Source organism: Clostridium vitabionis (genome assembly GCF_015351765.1).
Lineage (GTDB): Bacteria > Bacillota > Clostridia > Lachnospirales > Lachnospiraceae > Clostridium_R > Clostridium_R vitabionis.
The window spans coordinates 304,278-327,045 of sequence record NZ_JADKQA010000002.1 but is presented as its reverse complement, the minus strand read 5'-3'; the positions used below and the strand labels follow the sequence as shown (position 1 = coordinate 327,045).

The following is a 22,768-nucleotide window of genomic DNA, read 5'->3' as shown; positions in this document are numbered from 1 at the left end:
TGCTCTCCTTCTTGATGGATGTTCTCCCGCTTCACGGGAATCTGGCCTCTTGGTTGGATGTTCACCCTCCCGATGGCTGTGCGGCGGCATCTGCCGCCGGCCAGTCGCCCACATGCTCTCCTGACGCCGATGCGGCGCCGGCAAGCTGCTCGACGGTCTTAAAGGGATACTTTCTGAAGGAAATGCTCCCGTCAAAGGGAAAGGCCGCTGCCTGCTGCCCACTGTTGACCGCAACGGGTGAATCCGGATCTGTCACTTCCGCGATTTTCACAAAATCCGAAGACAGGCTGCCATTCCCCACCGCAGGGTTTCCATTTCCTATCACCGCAAGTCCTTCATTTCCCGGAACTTTCAGGCAATAATTATTTTCACCCTTAAGCGCGGCGCTGTCGCCGAGGCTCCCAATAAAGAGCCCGGCGCTGCCCGTACCCTGCGCGCGCACAAACCCGGTACAATATGTATTCGAGGCGACAAGACTTCCACCCACATAACCGATAAAGCCGCCGGCGCTACCCGCCGCGCTCTGTGCGGAGTCCGTCGTATAGCTGCTGGTAACCTGGAGCGCGCAGCTCAGGCTTCCAATGAAACCGCCGGCATTGCCGGTGCCGGTAGAAGTAACATTCGCGGCATCCTGCGCATATTGTCCATTTACCGTGCGCCCGCCGCTATAGCACCGGTCGATGACCAGGTTTCCGCTTCCGGCGGCATTCCCGGCAAATCCGCCGGCATCCCCCGCCGCGCGGACCAACACCGAGGAAAAGCTCTGAGACAAACTGGATGCCGAGGTAACATTCAGCGCGCCGATGAAGCCGCCGGCAGGGGCATTTCCCGCCGTCACGGTGCCTTCTTTTCCCCCGATCACCCGGCAGTTCCTGACGGTAAGGCTGCCCGATAATGCACCGATCATTCCCCCGGCAGCGCCGGTTCCGGAAACCGCAAACGGCTGGCTGGTGCCCGAACCTGCCGATTTCCCTGTCGAAGCCGGCACCGTATCTGACTGACCGGCTGACGTGCCTGCCTGCACGGCTGACGCGCCTGCCGGCGTCCCCGCCGGATCTGTCCCGATCGCGGAATCCGTGATGATGAGTGATCCTGCATGGGAGCTGCCGATAAAGCCGCCGGCTATGCCGCCTTGAACCAAAATCTTTCCGGATGAAGCGCAATTCGAGATCAGTACCCGGTTAACCTGTTCAGCCGCCTCGCCAAGCAGAAGCCCGGCAGAGCCCGTCTGGGATTGCACAGAAGAATTCGTGATGCTGACACTGACCAGATCGACGAGCAGCGCGCTGCCGGATCCAGGCGCCGCAGAACCAGCCGTTACGGTGCCGAGCAGTACCGCGGCAGGCCCCCCGTTCGAAGTCACCGTAAATCTATCCAGCGTAAGCCCGGAGATCCGGATACTATGATCTGCCGAGGCGACCAGGCCGGCACTCGCATTTCCCTCTCCTTGGATGGTAAAGGAGGAAAGGACTGGATATGGCGATGAGGCCTCGGATGAATCCGGGGCAGTAAACGAGCCGCTCAGCTGCTCCAGCTGCGGGTTGACGATCGGCTGGAAATCCCCTGCGGTTCCGGTAAGCTTTGATGCAGTACCGGCATATTTCCGATTTTCTTCCTTGATCTTGCCGGCAAAACTGTCCTCCGCTCCCCCGTTCCAGCGGATATCCTTCACGATAACCGCGCTCGTGACCGTGCTGATGGACGACACCGGCTGGGAAAGATTCTGCAGATGGCGGCCATTGGCGATCCTGGCGGAAACCGGCGTCGAATGATCGGCAAATAAGGAATTGGTGACGTTCGACTTCTCCTCCGCGCGGATGGTGCGGCCACCCCATGTGGCCGAAGCCTCCGCGGAGACGTAGATATCCGCGCCCAGGGTCAGGCCATCTGTGCCCTCTGACGAATCCGCTGCACTGGAAGAAGCATCCGCCGTGCGCGGCGAGGCCGAGGCAAAGCGCTTAAACTGCTTATCCTCTCCGTCTGTGACACTGTCCAGGACATAGACCGATACGCCATTTTCCGGGTCAGCGTAGTCGGGCTGGCCAACGGGGAGCAGAACCTGGCGGTCCGAATGATTTTCATGAAGAGAGAGCGTCAGCTGATAGCTGGCACGCTCGACAGTGCTGTGCGGATATTTTGAGTACAGGGTATGATACTGCCTCTCCAGGGAGACCGGGTTGGGATCGGTCACGACCAGGAGGAGCCGTTCCTCGTTGACCAGCTCAACCTTCACCGGATCCAGCGTGTAGGTGACGTCCGCCTCTTCCGCCGAGCCGCTTCCCTGTTTCCGGATATCCGCCCCGATAGAACCCCCATAGTACCCGATGGCATAGCGATGGCCGCTTCCCTCGCGGCTGTAGCGGATCCGGTTCGCGGAATTGTCCCGGCCGCCATCCATCCGGTCAATCGCGGAGATATCCGCCTCCGTGACCCCGCTGCTGTCGTCCGTATAGAAAACGCCATAGACGGAGGCGCTGGTGGCGTCATACTCAATGACATAAGAACCGCCCCTGCGGACAGTCTCATCGACGGAGCCCAGCGGCAGCATGATGCCGAGCACAGACTTATCGCGGTCAAAGATGCTGTCCTCATCAGAAAACCGGCCATCCGGGTACCGGACAACTCGGAAATCATCGCCGTCCGGAACCGGAATCCCCGCAGCCTGCGCCTGCTTCTCCGTGAGATTTTCCCCAAAATAAAACCTCTCCCCGCCGGAAGCATTTGCCGTATTCTTTGCGTAAATCCTGTCCCATTCGCCGGTAGACCGGGCTTCGGTGAGATGGTTCTGGGCAGCGGCAAATATCTCCCGGGCGGTATCATCCATCTCTGTGAGTTTCAGGTTCCGCTGATACTGGGCTATTCCCGTAAAGCCAAACGCGCAGAGAATGCCGATGATTGCGATAACCACCAGCACCTCTGCGAGCGTAAACCCGGAATGATTTTTTTCGCGCTTTTCCTCAAACTTTTGTAATCGTTGATGCTTTCCAAACAAACTAGACATTTATCCTGCCCCGCAGATCTTCCCTCTTACTGGCCGTCTCCTGTCCCGATCGTCAATGACGAACGGATATATGCTTTCTGCTCCACAACCGGCTGTTGGTGTGTGCCGTCAGAAGCGTCCAGGATCTCGACGGTAAAATAGTAGCACTGATGCCCAGGATCATAATAAATTGCGCCGTCCTTGAGGGAGGCATAAAGGTTGAGGCCTGACTTCACCTGGGTCTTCGCGGATACAACCGGCACGCTCTCTGACCGGGGCAGCGCCTCGAACCCGGTATCCGAAGTCCCGGAAATTCCGGCAGTGCCTGAACCTCCGGAGGCGCCGGCAGCGCCAGAGCCCCCGGAAGAACCTGAGACCCCGGAGGCACCCGAAGTCCCGGAAGCGCCGGCGGCGTCAGAAGCCCCGGATACACTCGAAGCATCCGCGCCCTCCGGCGGCACGATATAGATCCCGTCTGTTCCACCATTCGCATAGGTCTGCCGGTATCCGGTCGTCTCCGAATCAAAGCCCGTTACCTGGAAACTGGAATCATACGACACGTTTTTGCTGTAATACAGATTTTCCGACAGCGCGAGAATCGCGGTGGAAAGCAGCGTCTGCGCATCCGCCTTCCTTCTTGCCTGCCGGTATACCTTGAGCGCCGCGGAAGAACCGCTGACAATGCCCCCCATGACAAACGACAGGATCAGCAGCGTCACCAGTGTCTCCGCCAGGGAGAATCCCTTCCTGTTCCATCTCTTGGTCTGTTCCGAACTCCGCATTTTTTTCATTTGTCTCCGCCATACCGATACGTCAGGACAAGATTATCCGAATTTTCCCCGATCACCGGCAGGGAAATCTTCAGATTCCTCAGGCTGCTGGAAAAATCAGGGTCTTTGCCGGTTACCGCACTGCCATTTTCCCCGGTGATCTTGAGATTTCCGCGACGCTCGCCTGAGGAAACCGCTCCATCGACATTTCCCACCGCCTCAATGTTGTTTTTCTGTCCGATTTTTCGGGAAAATCGCGAATCTGACTTTGCGATCAGCTTGCTGGAAGCGGCAAGCATGGAGACCAGGAGCGTCATCCCGAGCGCCATCACCAGCATGGCAGCGAGCACTTCCGCGAGGGATTCCCCTCTCCGGTCATGAAGCTTTCTCAAATATTTATTGGCCATCGGCTGAACCACTATCCCCCTTCGCATTTGAAGAATCCCTGCTGTCCGGATCCACTGAGGTGATCTCCGCGTCTTCCCAGTTCATGGAAAATGTTACCGTGCGCTGGTATGTCGTGCGGGATACCTTCGCGTCAGACTTTGTGAGCTGGTAAAGGTCGTAGGTATACTCCGCGTCCCCGCCGGCCGGTTCCTGTGCGTCTTTAAACTGGGCGATATCATTGCTCCCCTGGTACAGCTGGGAGACAACCTCTTTTGCCTCATCCAGGCTCGCCGCCCTCACCGTCAGATCCTTCCCCACCAGTGTATAGAGGTCAGGGAGGTTCCTGGTCTCGGCAGGCGCGCTCGTCTGCTCAAACCTGACGACCGGTTCCGCCTCCCCACCTGAAGCATCTGCAGATACCAAAGTTTCTGAAGCACCCGGCGCCGCTGAAGCATCCCCGGCATCCGGAGCGTCCCCGGCATCCGGAGCCTCCACGGCATCCGGAGCGTCCCCGGCATCCGGAGCGTCCTCGTTACCCTGAGCGTCCTCGTTACCCGAAGCGTCCCCGGCATCCGATGAACCCGCAGATGGCCGGACGATCAGCCAGAGCTGCGACGTATAAGCATCACATTTTCCCCTGATGGATTTCGTGGTATCTTTGCCATTTTTGCTGCCACAATACAGGTGGATCGTCATCGTGAACGTCTGATCCATCGAGAGATCCGCATAGACCGGGTAGATGGAACCGGAAATCTCCGAGGCGTCGATCGTCAGCGGGGCATCCTGATCTGTGGCAACTGTGTAGCTGTCCGCATCCTCGACGAGGCTCTGCCACTCGCTCGCCGTAATATCCGGCGGCGCGGCCATATCCCACGGGTCATCCTCATCGCCGCCGGAATCCTCAGTATCCCCGGAAGTATCGGTCTCCCCGGAATCATCGGCATCCCCGGAACCATCGGCATCCCCGGAATCATCATCATCTTCTTCGTTATTGATGATTTCCCAGTAATAGCGGTAGATACCTTCGGCCAGCGTATTTCTCAGATCCGCCAGGGTGCTGGCCACCCCAGTGCTGCCCTGTGCCACCTGCCCTGAATTTCCGGAAGACTGAACAGGCTGGCCTGCGCTGCCCGGCACGGCATTGCCGCCTGTCCAGGTGTCGTTCCAGGCGTTATTGAGGGAGCTGCCGTCACCGGAGGAACTCCACGCACTGTCCAGCTGGGGATAGGGCACGCGATATCCTGCTGAGGCAGCAACCTGGCCGGCCTTCAGGACATAATCCCCTGCGGTAATATAGGATTCTGTGGGCGTCAGGTAATCGCTCCCGCTATAGATGGCCGCGCCGATGTCTGACGACGGCACCGTCCCGGTATAAACCACCTGCGCATCCGCCGTATTCAGGCTTCCGGTATCCCCCGCCGTCCCGTAATCCGCGGAAACCTGCTGAAACTGCCATGACTGCCTGGCCTGGAAATCCGGTGCCTTGCCATCGCCGTGAACCTCAAGCGCTGCCGCGATTGTCTGCGCGGCGGATTCCAGGCTGTACCGCTGGATATTCGCGTCCGTGTCCGCATCCGCGGCTCTTCCCATACTTGCCGTCGCGGCGGCCAGCACAGCGGATCCGGCTGCCGCGCACATGGCAAAAAACAGCAGCGCCACCAGCAGGGAGGCGCCGCCCTGCGACCCCAGCTTATTCCTGATTATCTTCCTTACATTCTGCGTGTGTTTCATTTTCCAAGATGTATGTACTTTTCAAACAATCTGCTCCATAAGTCCACCACCGTCTGGATGCAGGCATGCATGGTGTCAGACGTTGACACGATCATCACGCGATCCATGATGCCGCGCATCTTCACGGGCAGAATCATTATAATCCCAACCCGCAATGAAGTAAATGCGGCGTCCGCCGCCAGGCATGCCTTCACTCGCCCTTCAACAGTAAATCCAGGTTTAAATTGGAGAGATGCAGGATAAACGCCGTCTTTCCGCGCTCCGGATCCTCCGCAAGGAAAGAGAGCTGCCCGTATATGGTCTGTCCTTCCAGATTCGCCCGGAGATCGCAGACGCCGTGGCGTGCGCGCACTTTTCCCGCCCCGGTCCGGAGAACGGAAGCGATCCCGCTATTCTCCTTAAGGACAAACTCCATCCCATCCGCCTGCACATCATCGCGAAGCAGGCTCTTCATCTGGTCATTCATCCGGAGGATATGAAAGCCATGGCCGATCTCCATCACCGCGTTGCCGAACACCGCCGGGGTTCCATCCTTCAGGTAAATGTCCGGCGCGCTGTCAATCTCCAGATAGACCGCCGCGAGCGACTCATAGTACTGTGAACTCTGCAAAAAAGTTACACTAAACGCCTTCAGGGATTCAGAAACGTCATGATCTCATCAAGACTCTTGCCGCTCTTGAGGTAAGCATCCATGATGACATCAGCTTCAATCCGCCGTTTCTGTTCCTGAAGTCCCTTAAGTTTGTCTGCGAGTTTATCATATCTGTCCTGCAGCCTGGACATATCGGATTTGACCTTGTTGATTTCAGCATCGATGCTTTCAGTCGATTTCTTCCTCGCCATTGTCAGGTTCCTCCTTACTCTCGAATGCTTGTGCCACGCTTAACAGTCTGCTGTACTCCTCAGCGTTTTTCCGGATATCGGCATCTCCCAGCCCGAAGGAACTGAGGATAATCTTCTGGGTTTTGGTAACTGCATGATCCAGTTTATAGGTGTTGTTATTGCGGCGGACCATCTCGATCTTTTCGAGTTCCCGGATCGCTGCCGGAACTGTCATATACTTCTGTCTGGTTTCCAATCGGATCATCTGCTCCTTAAGAAGGTTGTAAATCCGATTGCGGACGATCAGCGCAATGAACTCAAGAAAGATCTTGGACGACATACTCTCGGATGAGTGGACCCGTTCGCTCTGAGAACCGATAAAAGTCTTGTCGGAGCGGAACAGTTTCTCGGAGATATCTCTTCCTTTGTACTGAACCAATGCCTGAGTGGCTGTCATCTTCTCGGATGTGATGATGCAGAAGTATCCGCAGAGCTGCAGCTGCCGCTCGATCACATCGGTTCTTTCATCTGCACCCTGGAAATGTCCCTTCCGGTCGTAGTGCAGATGAAAGTATTCCTGATAGGTCTTGCCGAATTTTGCTTCTTTTCCGATGTGTTTGTCGAGAAACTGCCGGAACTTTTCAATCCTCTGCTCCAGGTGCTCACGCTCGGCAGCCTGTCTTGATGGATTATAAAAGATATGGAAGTATCTCTCTTTCGTATCATCCTCATAGAGTTTTGCGGCAGTCGTTGTTCCGTAAACTTTGTAAGCACGAATGGCTGATTCCCGCTTTGTTTCAAAAGTGCCCTGTTTTTCAAGGATCAATGACGAAACCAGTGCCTTGCAGCCTTTGCACATGATGATGAAAGTATAATCGTTCTCATCTATATATTGGATGTTTTCCTTACTAAAATAGCCCCGGTCAAGAATGAAACCGATCTTCTTGTAGTTATACTCCATGACCTTGTCGACCATGAAGGTGAGCTGGGAAACATCCGCAACAGAACCAGGATACTCTTCATAGAAGAGCGGCACCCGGTTGGATTTATCCATAGCGATCGAGAGATTGAATACCGGAAGGCCTTTATCGTCCTTGGCTTTTCCGAATTCAACGATGTCGATATCCCCGGCCTCGCAGTTTTTGTTGGTGGAATCATAGGAGATATAGATCCTGCTCCTGTGATCCCGGTTCTGATTCCAGTCATCCAGAAATCCGATGCACTGATCTTTCGTGATTGATTTCAGAAGCCTGCTGACCTTGGAATCGCTGTAGATCGTCATCTTCTCTGAATAGAGGGGATGAGTGAAGGCGAAATCAGGATAATACTGTCCGGCGTTTTCTTCATCGACGATCAGATAGGAAACGAGGTCCAGTATAAGGCCGGTATCATCGCCAAAACGCTTTCTGAGCATCGGCACAAGTTTATATTCATCGAGTACCTTCCGGATGATGACACACGAGCCGATCTTCAGACAGCAGCTTCGGTATGCAAACGGGAGTACATCCGGAATCTCGGCATCCGGAAAATAAACCTGAAACTTTTCGTTTGGAAACATGAGTGACGAATCCGCTGGGGATACCTTCCCGACAATCGTCCGCAGAGGGACAGCGTACTGCTTATCCGGATGGTATTCGCTGCCATACTGGTACAGGATATACGTCGTTTCACCTTTTTTCTTGGAAATGATTTTGCCTTTCATTTCCGGTATTTTGACCGTGGTATTGAGGTACATGGCTCCTCCAATATTTAGTGTAACCGTTACACTAAATATACCACTGCCGATTCATTTCTGCAATGGCTGGAACCCGCATATTTCCTTACTTTTTTAGAGTCCAAAGTTGAAATGGAACTTTTAGTGGAACTCAGTTGAAGAGTTCACAAGTACTGATCAATGCCATCATCCGTAAGGTTCCCGGCAAAGGAGCTCTCCAGCAGCTTTGCGAGCGGAAGCGGGCGGCTGAAATAGAATCCCTGAATGAAATTGATCCCCTGCTCCTGGGCAAATCTCAGCTGTTCGCGGTTCTCAATGCCCTCGGCGATCATCTTGCAGCGTGCGTCATGGCTGAGGTCGATGACGCTCCGGATGATAATCTGCGCCCGGCGGTTTTCAATGTCCGCAAAGAACGACTGATCCAGCTTCACGCCAACAATCTCATGATAGCGCAAGGTGGAGAGAGAGGATTCGCCGACACCGAAATCGTCCATCCAGATCTGGAAACCCATTTTCTCCAGTTTACTCAGCGCCTCCGAGAGCATCTCCGAATCCGCGAAGGCGGACTCGGTGATCTCCAGCTGGACCTGCCGGCTCGAAATTCCATACGCTGAGACAATTCTGAAGATCTCCTCCGCCATATTGCCAAACTGGAAATCCCGCTGGGATAAATTGACGTTCACAAAAATGTTCTCCGGGAACATATTCCGGTGATCACGGATATCCCGGCACACCTGTTCCAGGATACTGAGATCCATCCGGAAAATCTCCCCGCTTTGCTCAAGCACCGGAACAAAATCGGCAGGCGGAATCACGCCCCGTTCCGGGTCGATCCACCGGCTCAGCGCCTCGTAGCCGCAGGTCGTCCCGCTCAGCGACCCGACGATCGGCTGATAGTACGGAACAATATGCCCCTCCTTTAACGCGGAGGAGAACGTGTTGCGGACAAATTGCTTATTTTTCAGCTGTGCCGCCATCCGGCTGTCGTAGACGCAGAGATACCTGGCACTCCAGGATAGATCCCATGCCTGGTTTGAGGCATACTTTGCGTAAAACATCCCGGTGATAAAGTCCATTGGCGGCTCCGACGCCTCATGACGGCAGACGCCTGCCCCGAGGATGATCATCTGCCTCTCCTCCAGGCCAACCGCCTCTTCCTGAACGCGCCGGATGCGGCTGATGAACTCCTCCTTGGAGAGCTCAGAATACAGCACAAAATGATCGTTCTCGCGGTTGATCAGGAGGGCATCCGGGAAATGCCGCAGGATGATCTTGCAGACCCTCGTGAGAATCTTCTTTCCCTCGCTGCTGCCAAACTCCTCGACAATATCCCCATACTGGCAGATATCCAGGTAGCCGATGTCCCAGGCTTTATTTTCCAGGTGTTCTTTCTGGAACAGCGCCACGGCATCCTCCTCATGCCTAAGGCTTTCCAGGACGGAAGCCGTACTGGAGAAGGAGAAATCTTTCAGCTTTGCAAGGGTAAAACTGCCCTTCAGACTGCCGGTACTCTTGTTCTTCACGCTGTACAGGTTACTATCGGCAATCCGGATCAGCGTGCGGAGCTCTTCGGGCGCGCCCGGCCTGCCCATGGCAAATCCGATGCTGCAGGGCGATTTTATCCCGTTCTGTTCCTGTTCGAAAAGACCATGGAGCCTTGCCAGTTTCTGGGCAAATCCCGTCACGTCCCCGGTCGCGGAAAGGATCAGGAACTCATCCCCGCCATAGCGGTAGCACCGGTCGGTTCTTTTTCCAAAAACCTCCAGCATCTTTCTGCCGGTCTGCCGGAGAACCTCGTCCCCGTAAGCATGCCCATAGGTATCATTAAAGATTTTAAAGGAATCGAGATCAAGCAGAGCTGCACACACCTGTATACCCAGAAAACCGGAGAAATCATCCCTAAGCCCGGCCCGGTTCCGGAGGCCGGTCAGCTCGTCCGTACGGCTGTCGCGGTAGAACTCATCCCGTTTATTCTCCGCCTTAAACTTTGTCTCCTCTGCCTCAAGGAAGCTCAGCCACCGCACCCAGTTGACAAGCCCGCAGACAGCAAAAAGCGCGACAATATCCACGACATCCTGCCAGGCGATCTTGTGCCTGGCAGAGCAGAGCACAGCGATCATGGCGCAGACATTGATCACCACACACCGAATGAAGGCATTGCCCTCCACATTCGGGATGATGAGGCAGGCGATGGTGACCAGAATGTACTCAAAGAAAAAGCTGCTGCCTGCCTGCGTCGTGTAGAAAGTGAAACTTGCCAGCACCATATCGATACTGATAAACCAGTTAAAGATCCAATTCGCCCGTTTCCCCGTGGTATCCCGGGAATATTTCAGTTCCCGGAACAGGAGCGCGGAAAACACGAGATTTATGCAGAAAATCAGGATATACATCCAGGTGGCATTGATCTCCGCAAGAACATAGCCCTCGGCAAAAGGGGCATAGGTTCCGATCATGGCGATTAAGGAAATCCCGCAGATCATCACCCCGACGGCAATTCCGAACGGCAGGTTCATATAATAAAAATCCGCCTTAATCCGGGGATCCTTCAGCGACAGGTTCCGCCCCTTCCGTGTGAAAATTCTGACAAACTCATGTAATGTCCCGATCAACTCAGCCATTATCCTTCAAACTCCTGCACAAACCTTCCTGCGATCTATTCTTCCCCGCGGCCCGGACAGACACTTTTCTCCCTGCGCTTGTCCGCGTACATCTCCGCATCCGCGCGCCGGAGAAAATCCTCATTGCTCTCCCCGGGCATCCGCTCCGCCATCCCATAGGCAAAATCCAACGGGAAATCGCCAAACTCCGGATCGCCTTTTCCGGCACGCTGCAGTTCCCCCAGAGCCTCTCTCAGCTGATCCGGATCAGAGAACGAGGTCAGGCAGAATTCATCGCCCCCGATACGGTACAGCCTCCCATAGGGGCGCAGCCGCTTCTGCGCTGTCTGTGCAAACGACCGCAGATAGTGGTCGCCGGTATCATGCCCTTGGGAGTCATTGAAATTTTTCAGGTGGTTCAGGTCAAAAGAGACGAGGACAGGCACCGGCCTTATCCTCTTGTGGAAATAGTCCACGGCAAAGGCATTCCGGTTCGGAAGCCCGGTCACCTGGTCGGTCTTCGCGAAGAGGCGCACGAGTGCAAAATAATACAGCAGATAGACGATCGCGTAGGATTCCCAGAGGGAGAGGATATCCCCATAATAATAGAGATCTGCAGTCCCCAGCGCCGTGATGAGCAGGACGAAGGCAATCATGACCCCATTCTCCATGTCCATCTTGCTGACCGTGACAAAATCATGGATAAGGGCGAATCCGAACAGGATCAGCGCGCCGAGATAAACCCACGCCGAGCCCGGCACATTGACCAGGGCGCCCTCCTCGTCCAGGGTGAAATAAATCGGATACCAGCAGTTCAGGATCCCCAGGATAAACAGGCAAATGTCCGCGCCCGCGGCAGCATAATCCCAGATATCCCAACTTTTCCGGTTATACCACATCAGGCGGAACAGCGTTGCCGGAACACTCAGGAATTCGATGCTTGCAAGCACGCGCAGCCGGTTCAGGGAGCCGGCTGAAAAATCCGAATACTCATAGCAGTACTCCCAGATATGGTCGACGATAATCGCCAGGATCAGCAGGATGCCGGCGTCCCGGAACAGGCGGACTGCCCGGCGTTCCAGCGACGGTTCGATAACCATTCTGACCCAGACATAAAGCACAATCACTACACTGATGAGATCAGAATAAATCATTGGCAGCGCATCCATTGTCCTTTCCTCCTATCCGAGCACTCCCGGCTTCAGAGCTCCTCATTATCCCTGCTGCTCAGGATCATGTCTGTCAGGCCGCGGATATACGCGCTTCTGTCCCTGCTGGCATGATCCGCGTAAGTTGCCGTGATCCTGGCGCTGCAGTTCCCGCTCCACTGGCCGGCTTTCCGCAGCTTCTCTACCGATGCCCGGATCTTCCGGGCAAGTTCTCTCACTTCTTCCTTCCCGCCATAGTTCATCAGCAGGCAAAAAAAGGCGCCCTCAACTCTTCCGATCACGCAGCCTGTCCCGCCGAAGTCCCGGAGGATTTTCCCGATTTCCCGCAGCAGGCAGTCCCCCGAGCTGTCCCCGTAAAGCTGCACAATTTCCCGATATTCCGGGACATAGACTTCGATCATCGCGAAATTTCTCCCGGTGCGCCAGCGCTCGATGAGATAGGAATACATCCCGTCCGAAATTCCCCGGGCATTGGCCAAGCAGGTAACCGGATCAATATAGGTGAGCTTTTTTTCCTCCGCAAAGAACTTCTGGCATACCTCCGCGTCAATCACGCTGCCGAGAAGCCCGATGACCCTGCCGTCGCGGTAGACCGGGATCTTGCTGGCGATAATGTCCCGGTTCATCCCGTGGATAATGCAGTTCCCCTTTCTCAGGTACAGCTTCTTGCCGGAGCGCAGGACTTCCTGTTCGTCCTCCTTAAATGGCGCGGGGTTGATATGCCACCCCATGTCCTCGTCCGTTTTCCCGATGAGCTCCTTCACCGAATGAAGGCCGAAATAGGTGAGAAAGCTCGCGCTGGCGCCGACGAATCTCCGGTGGACATCCTTCCAGAAATACATGCGTTTGGCATTCTGGATGAGGTTTTTCCAAAGGACCTCTTCCGTTATTTCCCCACTCCTCGGTCCGCAGATGACGCCGTTGAGCGAGGCAGCAATCTTTATAATGCCGGATTCATCGAGCCCGCATCGAGCGTGACACACAAAACCCTCCGGAAATCGGACCTCTGTATCGGCGCAAGGATATGGAGAAACCAGCGGTATTCCCCGTCGGCGGTAATGCTCCGGAACAGCCCCGTGAGGATCCCGTTTTTACTGCTCATCAGGCGGGATCTCAGCGTGGAGAGATCCATCAATTCCTCATACCGCCCCCTGTCCGGCAGATAGCAGTACTTTTCCTTCCAGGCATTGATCACCGACGAGCTGCCCTTCTGTTCTACCCCCACGCCCATCGGCTGGCTGGAGAGGGAAGATTTTACACCCATCACCGTGTCATTTTCCAGGTCATAGATCGCGATATCATGGCACAGGTAATAGAGATCACTCATCGTTTCCAGCCTGGTCTGCTGGAAATTCTCCCCGTTGATTTTGATATACCGGATATGGACGGTATAAAGATAACGGTTATCCTGTGCGGCCGCCACGGAGCCCGTGAGCTGCATAAAGTGGTCGCCGGAGGGATACGCTGCCGTCTTCGGGCCGTCCAGTTTTCTCAGCTGCTGGTCGGCAAACTGCCGGTGGAAAATGTGGATCGGGCTGCCCGGCGTGTTGATCTTGTTCTCCCACGCTTTCAGGTCGCGCACATTGTCCTTCGCCAGGTTCTCCCGGTAAGTCCGGTTGGCGAAGAGGAGCGTCATCCGTTCACCATCATCATCCACAACGCAGAGCGGCTGGTCCGTCAGATAATCGATGCGGCTCAGCTTCGTGTAATAGGCTCTCCACCTGGCCGGTTCAACGGCAAGCCCCACGAGCTTCATCCGCCGGGGCATCTCCCCGACAGGCATCGGGGACGCGAAATAAAAGCCCTGGATCTTCTCACAGCCGATGTCCCGCAAGAACAGATACTGTTCTTCCGTCTCCACGCCCTCGGCCAGGGTGGAAATATTCAGCTGCTTCGCCATCCTCACGATGGATGTAATGATCTTCTTCGACCTCTCGTCAAAATCCCGGAGAAAGGACATGTCGAGTTTCAGCTCATCAAAAGAATACCTCTTCAAAACGCCCAGGGAAGAATACCCGGAGCCGAAATCATCCATCCATACCTGGTATCCCATCTGATGGAACCGCCGGATCAGCGGATCAACCTTGTCGATATTTTTGACAAAGGCGCTCTCCGTGATCTCCAGGCAGGTATATTCTCTCGGCACCCCATACTTCCGGGAGATCCTGTCCAGGGCATCCGGCAGGTCATCCCGCTGAAAGTCCTTCCGCGACAGGTTCACCGATACCGGAACCGGGCTGTCCCCACTCCCCTGTATCCGGACATAGTCCCTGCACACCTGCTCGAAGATAAAAAGATCCAGGCGGCAGATCTGGCCGGTCTCCTCGAGCACCGGGATAAACTGTCCCGGGGAAATCATGCCGTACTCGGGGTCTTTCCACCTCGCGAGCGCCTCGCAGCCGCAGATCATCTTCGTCATAGAACGGATAATCGGCTGGTAATAGACCTGTATCCAACCATTTTCCAGTGCCTTCTCAAAATTCCGCATAATATGGAACTTCCGGGAAGTATTCTCCTGGATCGTATGGTCAAACCAGGCGATCGCAGATTTCTCCGTCTGAGAAATCGAATCACATGCGAGCCTTGCCCTGCTACAGGCGTCGGTCAGCCTTGTGCCATCGTTCTCAAAGCGGAAAATTCCCGTCTTCACAGCCAGATTATCGCCGTCACCGAATTCTCTCATCTGGGAAAAAATCGCGCGCAGCCTGGATTCAATCTGACGATTTTCCGCATAGGCGACAAAATGGTCACTCTCAAACCGGGAGACGCACTCCCGGCCAAAATGCATTTTGATCAGCTCCGCGAGGGCGCAGATCTGCCTGTCCCCGGCATGAAGCCCATACCTGCTGTTATATTTTTTCAGCCCGCTCAGGTCAAAGTACATGACCACAGGAATCTGGCCGTTTTTCCAGATCTTCTCAATCCCTGCCATCGCGGAATGAAGAAAGCGCTCCGTGTTCTGCAGGCCGGTCAGCCTGTCATAATGCTTCGCGAATTCCAAACTCTCCGAGGAACTATCTTTCCCGGACAGCGAGGTCAGCATAGCCTTGACGACCTGGTCGCTGCCCGCGCTCTCCGTCTCGTCGGCATAGGTAATGAAGCCCAGCCTTACCCCGCCCACCGTGATGTGCCTGCCCGTCCCGTGGATCAGGTGGTATTCCGGCTGGTCTTCCCTCTTGTTCCGAAACACAATATCGTAATTCCCTTGATCATGGGTGGCAAAGCGGTAAGAATACTGCTCCATCCTGGCAATGTCGTCGGGATGGACATTCCTGTACAGGTCATTCTCCAGGACATATACCGCTTCCTGGCAGATGCCGTACCCGAAGAGCTCAAGATAGGCCTTGGAAACCGCAAGAGGCATGATCTGGTCGCCAATATACTGGTAGACAGCAAGCGGAATCGGGATATTCTCAAGAAAAGCCCTGGTTTCAGCGGAAAGCTCATATGCATTCATCTTTTCAGACCCTCCTGGATCTCCACCCCCCCCCATAATGAAAAAATGGGATGTTTTGCACTAATTTATTTATTCAGTGGCGCCAGCGCCAGCTTCCGCTGCGCATGGCATGATGTGTTTTTTTCTCCCGGTATATCAGATCATCGATATGGTTGAGCAGGCCGGCCGTCTTCCTCAGTTACCGTGCAAATCCGGTCTCTCCCCTTCTCTTTTGCCTCATACAGGGCGTCGTCCGCGTCCTTAAAGACAATTTGAGAACTCCGGCACCCATTCACCCGCACGCACCCCACCGAGCAGGTGATGGCACTGCCGTCAGGAAGCCTGATGGTGCGGATGGCATCCTGGATCTTCCGCACCCTGTCCATGGGATCCTGCCCGCCGGCAAGAACCGCAAACTCGTCCCCGCCGATCCGCCCCGCGGCGGCCATGGCCTTCTCGAACCGGTCATTTCCCCAGCCGTAGAAATCTTTATAGATCGCGCCCGGATTATCGATCTGCGCCTGCTTCCCCTGCGGAAATATAGCCTCGAGAAGGTCTTCACAGGATTCCGGCGAAGTGCGAAAAAGGGTCCACAGCATATTCACCGCGACTGCGCGGATGCAGTAATCCCCCACCTGATGGCCCATGCGGTCATTGATCTCCTTGAAGTGGTCGATGTCAAACATGGCAAAGACAAACTCCCCCTGCCTGTCATATTTCAGGATCCGCTCAGCCTCCTCGAAGAAATACTGGTGATTCAGAAGCCCCGTCAGGCTGTCCACATGCGCCATCAGGTGGTCATGATTGCTGACCAGATAGTGGCGGACCCTCTCCCTGTGGTAACTGTAGGCGATAAAAACCGCCACCAGGAAGAAGGATAGCGCATTGAGCGTATCGCTGGCAGCCTCCGCGTGCTTTTTTGCCAGAAATGAACTGAGGACAAAGACCAGCATAAAAACAAGCTCAAACAGCACGATGCGCCTGAACGGATAGCCGAGGAACAGCGCGGAGAGCGTCTGCATGACAAGAAACGCGGTCGCCACCTGGCGCGGATCCGCAATGGAGGCGAAAATCCCGAACAGCATCAGCCCGGCACAGGCAAGGCCGATGGCGATATCTGCCACCCGGGCATTTTCCACCTTCCCCCGGCGCAGGATCCGAAGCAGGAGTTCCACAAGCACCGTATACCCCAGGGAAATCATATAAAAAAGGGCAAAGACGCTGGGCAGCGCCCTGAACATGGCTAGCAAGGCATAGATGCCCATCATGACCATCAGGATGCGGTTAATCTCCCGGGCGGATTTCCAATTCGCCGCCGCAATCTGTTCCCCGCACGAGCGGTACTGCGCCGGCTCAAGGCCATAGCAGTTCCATCGCTCAAATCGTTTCCTGTTCATCGTTCCTTCTCCGGTCAAACCCGCTTCAGCTCATCAGTTTCTTCTTCGGTCGAACCCGCTTCTCTCATAGAAATTTCTCTTCTGCCCGTACATCTGCTGGTCAGCAGCCCGCAGCGCTTCTTCGATTCCGCGGCTGTCGGGACACCAGTACGCACCGGAAGAAAACTGCATCGGCTTTTGGCCTCCCAGTTTCTCCAAAAATGCTTTGTACTCCGCGCCAAATGCTTCCTGCGCGATCTCCGGGATCATGACCACGAACTCATCGCCACCAGCCCGGTAGACATTCTCCTTCCCGAACTGCAATACCAGCTTTCCTGCAGTGTCCCGAAGGGCCTGATCTCCCGCTCCGTGCCCTTCCGTATCGTTGGTATTTTTCAGATTATTCACATCCGCGTAGATCAGGCCGACCGGAATATGATGCCCCGCAAGCTCAGCGATCTTCCCGATCATCGCGTTGCGGTTGAACACACCGGTCAGAATATCCGTCCTGCTCAGCCGGTTGAGGTCTTCCATCAGCCGGTGATTGACGATCTTCGCCCCAATGAAGTAAGAGATCGAAGTCAGAACCGCCTGCGTATTGACAAGGTCATTTTGCTCATAGTTATCCGCCCCGAGATACCCGATCAATTTCCCGTTATCGTAAAATGGCGCCGCAGCCAGCCGGTGGATTCCCTGCCGTTTCAGATTCTCGTAATCCACAAGGTCATCATCCTTCAGTTCCTCGATATCCGCAATGATGACACTTGGGCTCTTTTCCAGGTACTTCTCCCATCCGCCGAGATATTCCTTATAGTTCAAATCCTGCAGAGTCTGGATCTCCGGCGTCACGCCTTCCGCACACCACTCAAAGGTGTTGCTGACGGTCTTGCCATCGGTCTCCAGGACATACAGGCGGTCCGGATGAATAAAGACGCTGAGCTGCTCCAGGGCATGATTCATGCTTTCCTCATAATTTTCTTCATTATTCAGAAGCTTGGAAATCAGGAGGATGATATTGTCGGTATTCTTGTCACGCCGACTTTTCAGAACGGATTCATCGACATTGGTAAAGATGAATGCGACGTTATCCTTCCCGGAAGCAGGGCCTACGGTGAAATCCAACCAGTGCTTCGCTTCCTCCGAATAGAAACATGCATGCACCGTCCTGTTCTCTTCCAGTGCCTGCTGGCAATAAGGAAACCAGATATCACGAGAAGGATATAGCTCCAGAAACTCACGGTCAATCAATTCTTCCCTCTGACGCCCTGCCATCCGGCAATACGCATCATTCACATATAGATACCGCGTATTCACCACCCGGTGACGGGAAGAATCAAAAAGTGCCCGGAACACCGCGTATGGCACCGGGATATCGTCCAATAGTCTGAGTTTTGTGGGATCATCATTCTGTATCTTCTCTGATGTCATGTTTATCTTGTATTTTCGGATATCAGGTATCCTCCAGTCCTTTCTATATAATTCTCTATGCTATCTTTGTGCGATTCTCTGTGCTGTTCCCTGTGCCATTCGGCATTCTGTTCACACCGCGGGGAAACAGGCCGTATCGTACTTTCCTCCCGCAGAGAGGCAGACAGCGCATCTTACACGGATATGATAAAAGCGGCAGGGCTGATGGTGACAAGCACTTCCGCCTGTGAACATAATTTTACCAAAGTATGTCTTGCTTTTCCTTATTTGCAGATATCATTATAACAACCTCTGCGCAAAATAAAATACTTTTCTTTAAACCATACAACTGTCGCGCATAGTAAAAAAGTGGTCCTATGTCAAGGTATCTCCATCCAGCTCTTGAGCTGAGCCATTTGTTCATCCTCCTCGGTATTATGTTGATTGTGGAGATTTTCATTATACCTAAGAGATGAGCTCTTGGCTCTTTTGAATTATTGAATTTACACCATTATATGGACTCTATCAGTTCATTGATCTTATTAAGGAAATTATGTACAATCAATTATAAATACCTGCCATTCGCTTGCCAAAGAACAATAGAGGAATCGAATTTTCATGGGCACAATCGTAAAACCTATTAAATCCGCTCAAGAGCTCGTTGCTCATATGCAGCAAAAGGGCATCACTTTTCATATTGTCTCGCCGAATGATGCTGCCGATTATATGAGAAATAACAATAACTATTTTCGTGTAGCTTCATATCGGAAGAACTACAACAAACAGCTTGACGCAAACCAGAATCCAATTGATAAATACGTCAATCTTGACTTTGGCTACCTTCAGGATCTCGCAATAATCGATATGGAGCTTCGATACACCTTTCTCCAATTATCGCTTGATATTGAGCATTTCACCAAGCTGGAACTGCTTCGAGAAATCGAAAATCATAATGAAGACGGCTATCAGATCGTAATTGACTATATAAACTCTCTTGATGCTGAGCATAAAAAACATCTGCAAAGAGAATTAGAACAAAACCGAAACAGTATTTACACCGGTGATATTTACAAGAAATACATCTCCAATCTTCCTGTTTGGGTTTTTCTCGAGCTCATACCACTTGGAACCATGCTATATTTCTATCGTTTCTGTGCCCATCGATTTAAATCGAAAGACATGCAAAAAAATCTATTTATACTCTTGCAGTGCAAGAATATTCGCAATGCTTGTGCTCATAGCGACTGTATTATAAATGATCTGCATAGAAACACCTCTCGATATGGCACAAGCTTCCTTATAACGCAAAAGCTCTCTCATATTCATGGCTTGAACCGTAACATCCGTGCAAATCAAATGAGCAATGAACGCATTCAGGGTTTAATTTCCATTCTCTTTATGCATAATAAGATTGTGACAAGTAAAGGCGTACACAGCAAAGCAGCTCAAAAGCTCCATGTATTTGGAAATCGTATGCTCAGACATCCAAAATACTATGTTGGCAATTCACTGATTTCATCAACCTTTGATTTTTTGCAATTAGTCATTGACAACTGGTTTCCAATCGCCTAAACTGTAGATACAAGAAAAAAGTAGCAATGCTTTTGCAAGGGCCTTATCGAGAGATCGGGCTCTATTTTTCTGCTTAAAATTACCTGTAGGCATCTTGTTAGGTGCCCACAGGTTCTTTTTATCTCACCCGGATCTTCCACCCCACCCGGATCAGGTTTACATTTTTGATCAAGGAGGCGTTCAGCTTCTGGATGGCAGATACGCTGGTTCCATACCTTCTGGCAATTCCAGAAAGCGTAACCGGTAATGCCCTTATAATGGTGTAAATTAAAAAAATAAAAGAGCCAAGAGCTCATCTCTTAGGTATAATGAAAATCTCCACAATCAACATAATACCGAGGAGGATGAACAAATGGCTCAACTCAATATTACATTGAATCAGGAGGAAATTCTACAGCTTCTTTCAAAAGATCATGATCAGGCGTTCCGCGAGCTGCTCCGGAGCAGCCTTAACAGCATACTGATGGCAGGAATCCACTGCCCAGCTTAAAGCAGAGCCATATGAGCGGTCAGAAGAGCGCACAGACAGCCGCAACGGCACACGGGAGCGTGAACTTAAGACCCGGATAGGGCGGATCACATTAACGGTACCCAGGCATCGCAATGTCCCGTTCAAGACTCTTGTCTTCGAGAACTATTCCCGGAGTGAAGCCGCTCTGATCACCAGCATGGCGGAGATGGTTGTCAGCGGTGTAGCGACCCGCAAGGTGTTCCCGAATGATCCGTGGCAGCGCTGCCAGTTTCATTTTCCGAAGTTATCTCGGAAAAAGCGCCTAAGAAATATCAGGCGGGGATCCGGGCAGAGCTTCAGGAAATGTGGAACTGCGAAATGATAGATGCCGCTCGGAAGAAGCGGGATGCGATCATCGCCGATTACAAGGATGTCGCTGAATCTGCCATGATGTGCCTGGATGAAGGGTTCGAAAGGGCCAGGACTGTTATGACACTTCCGAAATACCTCCGGAAACATTTCAGGACGTCGAACCACATAGAGCAGTTAAACAAAGAGCTGAAACGCCGTTCTTCTGTCATCGGGATCTTTCCAAATGAAAGCTCGCTGCTGCGGCTGATGGATTCTGTTTTGTTGGAAAGGAACGATGTACTAAATGCCAGGAGGGCTATATTCAGCCCGGCGGCATATGCAGCGCTGATCAAATCCAGCACGGTTACTCACCCCAGGCCACTGGCAGAGAAACAACAAAAACTCCGGGCAGCCTGAGACATAGCACGCTTTCAGGCGCCGTCAAGGGAACCTCTTCGAGGTTGCGCTGACCGCACACCCTTGACGCCTCCTTCAAGAGAGCTTGTGGACAGCCAAGGGATGCAAGGCATCCTCCGGCGCCACAGGCACCTAAGAGAAAATCAATTTACACACAAATTTGGACTTGACTTTCCGCAAGTGTGAAGCCTTTATTCTTGTTTTTCTTCTTCATCATGTATCATCACTCAACTTCAATCTTTATGGATAGTTTTTCCTTCCAATCCACTAGTATTCTTATTCACTCTTGAACCGTCTTTATTCTTCGGAAGGTATACCTTTTCTCCACCATCCACACAGTACCAATTTCCAGGAATATTGAAGGGATCTTTAATTGTCGCTGTAGGAAGAACAATGGTATTCAAGCTGGGTAAAGCTTTCCAGTCTTCTAATTTGATTCTTGAAAGACTGATGCCGGATAAATCAAGTCTCGTCACATTGGAATATCCATTGAACTGATTCTCAAAATTCATACCTCTCCCCTGCCCGTTTCGACTGAGGTCATCAGGATATTCATTGTTTGCTTCAAAAGAAATGGTGATTACCTTACTTTTTTCCTCTTCTGATAACTGCTGCAGCGGTGTCTGTGAATCCTTAAAAGACAATATTTTCAGACCCGTCGGTTTAAAGATCAGGCTCTTACCATCTTCGGACAGATAGGATTTAGCATCGTCCCGAACGTATTCAATATCATTCTTTGTCCAGCGCACCTCTCCTATCCCCGCGGTATCAATGGTAACCATAACAATGCCTGCCATCCCATTACTTTTACCAGTGCCTTCTACGCCTTCTTCCTTCATCGTAGATTTGCCGTAGCCAGGTATCTGCTTCGCTGCTGCAAAATCCGACGTAACCTTGCCGCTGGATGCGTCATAATAATACTCTACTTCTCCACTGGCTCCCGTGCTCAAATATTCCGCTGCCGCAGTGGCCTTCGCATTTCTGACATTTGACTGGTCTACTGCAAATCGTGATTTCTCTAGCTGACTGCTGAAAATTGGAATGGATATCGCGACAAGTACTCCGATTATGGCAACTACGATCAAAAGTTCCGCTAGTGTGAAGCCTTTTTTGTTCTTTGTCCACATGAGATCACACCTCCTATGATTGCTGAAAAACCCGAAACAAGCGGGCTGGATTGTCCGTTTATTCCGGGTCTCATCGATGTCATTGGTACAGTGAAAGTCTCTGAACCGCTCATTCAGTATTGTGATACGGCATCCGTTATTTGATATTGTGCTTGTTCATCTTCTCTTTGAAGATATCCGTGATGATCGTTCTAAGCTCTTCACGCTCTTTTTCCGGCAGTTCTCCCGGGTTCTTTGCAACTGCATACAGCTCAGGATACTGATTGGCGATCCGATCGATGGTTTTCGTCGTTGCGTGCTTTCTCACGAAGAAGGGGATCTTCTTGATCCACTCCTGTGGGACGAGAGCAAGGATCTTGTCAGCAGCCTCTTTGTCGGTGATTTTGGCGGTAGAGAGGCCGGCGTTGATTTGTTTCTGTTCTTTATCTGTGAAGTCTTCTAAATTCATGATGATCCTC

18 protein-coding genes and 1 pseudogene are annotated in these 22,768 nt (G+C 52.8%); 4 read left to right on the top strand and 15 right to left on the bottom strand.

Annotated features, from left to right (window positions below):
• Positions 1-61 precede the first annotated feature (61 nt).
• The 13 genes from ISF27_RS06395 to ISF27_RS06335 form a co-directional block, all read right to left on the bottom strand.
• Positions 62-3,001: a type II secretion system protein gene (locus ISF27_RS06395; protein WP_194610270.1), complete on the bottom strand. Its 2,940-nt coding sequence runs from the start codon at positions 2,999-3,001 to the stop codon at positions 62-64.
• Positions 3,002-3,027: 26 nt separating this feature from the next.
• Entirely contained in the window at positions 3,028-3,762 is a 735-nt protein-coding gene (locus ISF27_RS06390; protein ID WP_194610267.1) for a type IV pilus modification PilV family protein, read from the bottom strand.
• Positions 3,763-3,767: 5 nt separating this feature from the next.
• The gene (locus ISF27_RS06385) at positions 3,768-4,142 is read right to left on the bottom strand and encodes a type IV pilus modification PilV family protein (protein ID WP_207727404.1); all 375 of its coding nucleotides are present in this window, start codon (positions 4,140-4,142) and stop codon (positions 3,768-3,770) included.
• A gap of 4 nt (positions 4,143-4,146) precedes the next feature.
• Positions 4,147-5,868, bottom strand: a complete 1,722-nt coding sequence (locus ISF27_RS06380; protein ID WP_194610264.1) for an ICP22 family protein — start codon at positions 5,866-5,868, stop codon at positions 4,147-4,149.
• Positions 5,869-6,058: 190 nt separating this feature from the next.
• The gene (locus ISF27_RS06375; protein ID WP_194610262.1) at positions 6,059-6,478 is read right to left on the bottom strand and encodes a hypothetical protein; all 420 of its coding nucleotides are present in this window, start codon (positions 6,476-6,478) and stop codon (positions 6,059-6,061) included.
• Between the two features lie 20 nt (positions 6,479-6,498).
• Entirely contained in the window at positions 6,499-6,711 is a 213-nt protein-coding gene (locus ISF27_RS06370; RefSeq protein WP_194610096.1) for a hypothetical protein, read from the bottom strand.
• Entirely contained in the window at positions 6,689-8,392 is a 1,704-nt protein-coding gene (locus ISF27_RS06365) for an IS1634 family transposase (RefSeq protein ID WP_235986045.1), read from the bottom strand. The genes ISF27_RS06370 and ISF27_RS06365 overlap by 23 nt, the downstream gene beginning before the upstream one ends.
• A gap of 176 nt (positions 8,393-8,568) precedes the next feature.
• Complete coding sequence (locus ISF27_RS06360; RefSeq protein ID WP_194610260.1) at positions 8,569-11,025, bottom strand: GGDEF domain-containing phosphodiesterase; 2,457 nt, start codon at positions 11,023-11,025, stop codon at positions 8,569-8,571.
• 35 nt (positions 11,026-11,060) lie between these two features.
• Positions 11,061-12,173 (bottom strand): GGDEF domain-containing protein, encoded by a 1,113-nt coding sequence (locus ISF27_RS06355; RefSeq protein WP_194610258.1) that lies wholly within the window; start codon positions 12,171-12,173, stop codon positions 11,061-11,063.
• Between the two features lie 32 nt (positions 12,174-12,205).
• Positions 12,206-13,156 carry a sensor domain-containing diguanylate cyclase gene (locus tag ISF27_RS13515; RefSeq protein ID WP_194610256.1) on the bottom strand — a complete coding sequence of 317 codons (951 nt, stop codon included), beginning with the start codon at positions 13,154-13,156 and terminating at the stop codon, positions 12,206-12,208.
• Positions 13,114-15,630: a putative bifunctional diguanylate cyclase/phosphodiesterase gene (locus tag ISF27_RS06345; protein ID WP_194610254.1), complete on the bottom strand. Its 2,517-nt coding sequence runs from the start codon at positions 15,628-15,630 to the stop codon at positions 13,114-13,116. The genes ISF27_RS13515 and ISF27_RS06345 overlap by 43 nt, the downstream gene beginning before the upstream one ends.
• Positions 15,631-15,770: 140 nt before the next feature.
• Positions 15,771-17,006, bottom strand: a complete 1,236-nt coding sequence (locus ISF27_RS06340; RefSeq protein WP_194610252.1) for a GGDEF domain-containing protein — start codon at positions 17,004-17,006, stop codon at positions 15,771-15,773.
• A 33-nt stretch (positions 17,007-17,039) separates the two neighbouring features.
• Positions 17,040-18,413, bottom strand: coding sequence for a sensor domain-containing diguanylate cyclase (locus ISF27_RS06335; RefSeq protein ID WP_194610250.1), 1,374 nt, complete (start codon positions 18,411-18,413; stop codon positions 17,040-17,042).
• 597 nt (positions 18,414-19,010) lie between these two features.
• On the opposite strand from ISF27_RS06335, the gene ISF27_RS06330 reads away from it, so the two are divergent.
• The 4 genes and pseudogenes from ISF27_RS06330 to ISF27_RS13285 all read left to right on the top strand — a co-directional run bounded on the left by ISF27_RS06330 (position 19,011) and on the right by ISF27_RS13285 (position 21,183).
• Positions 19,011-19,964 (top strand): Abi family protein, encoded by a 954-nt coding sequence (locus tag ISF27_RS06330; protein WP_194610248.1) that lies wholly within the window; start codon positions 19,011-19,013, stop codon positions 19,962-19,964.
• A gap of 352 nt (positions 19,965-20,316) precedes the next feature.
• The gene (locus ISF27_RS13295; protein ID WP_235986054.1) at positions 20,317-20,454 is read left to right on the top strand and encodes a hypothetical protein; all 138 of its coding nucleotides are present in this window, start codon (positions 20,317-20,319) and stop codon (positions 20,452-20,454) included.
• 37 nt (positions 20,455-20,491) lie between these two features.
• Positions 20,492-20,797 (top strand): annotated as a pseudogene (locus tag ISF27_RS13290) (transposase); the annotation flags it as partial.
• The gene (locus ISF27_RS13285; RefSeq protein ID WP_407926059.1) at positions 20,689-21,183 is read left to right on the top strand and encodes a transposase; all 495 of its coding nucleotides are present in this window, start codon (positions 20,689-20,691) and stop codon (positions 21,181-21,183) included. The pseudogene ISF27_RS13290 and the gene ISF27_RS13285, both read left to right, overlap by 109 nt.
• Positions 21,184-21,416: 233 nt before the next feature.
• Here ISF27_RS13285 and ISF27_RS06315 read toward each other — a convergent pair whose 3' ends face one another.
• Together ISF27_RS06315 and ISF27_RS06310 are read right to left on the bottom strand one after the other, a co-directional pair.
• Positions 21,417-22,310, bottom strand: a complete 894-nt coding sequence (locus ISF27_RS06315) for a type IV pilin protein (RefSeq protein WP_194610246.1) — start codon at positions 22,308-22,310, stop codon at positions 21,417-21,419.
• Between the two features lie 136 nt (positions 22,311-22,446).
• On the bottom strand, positions 22,447-22,758 hold the full coding sequence (locus ISF27_RS06310) for a hypothetical protein (RefSeq protein ID WP_194610244.1): 312 nt from the start codon (positions 22,756-22,758) through the stop codon (positions 22,447-22,449).
• Positions 22,759-22,768 lie beyond the last annotated feature (10 nt).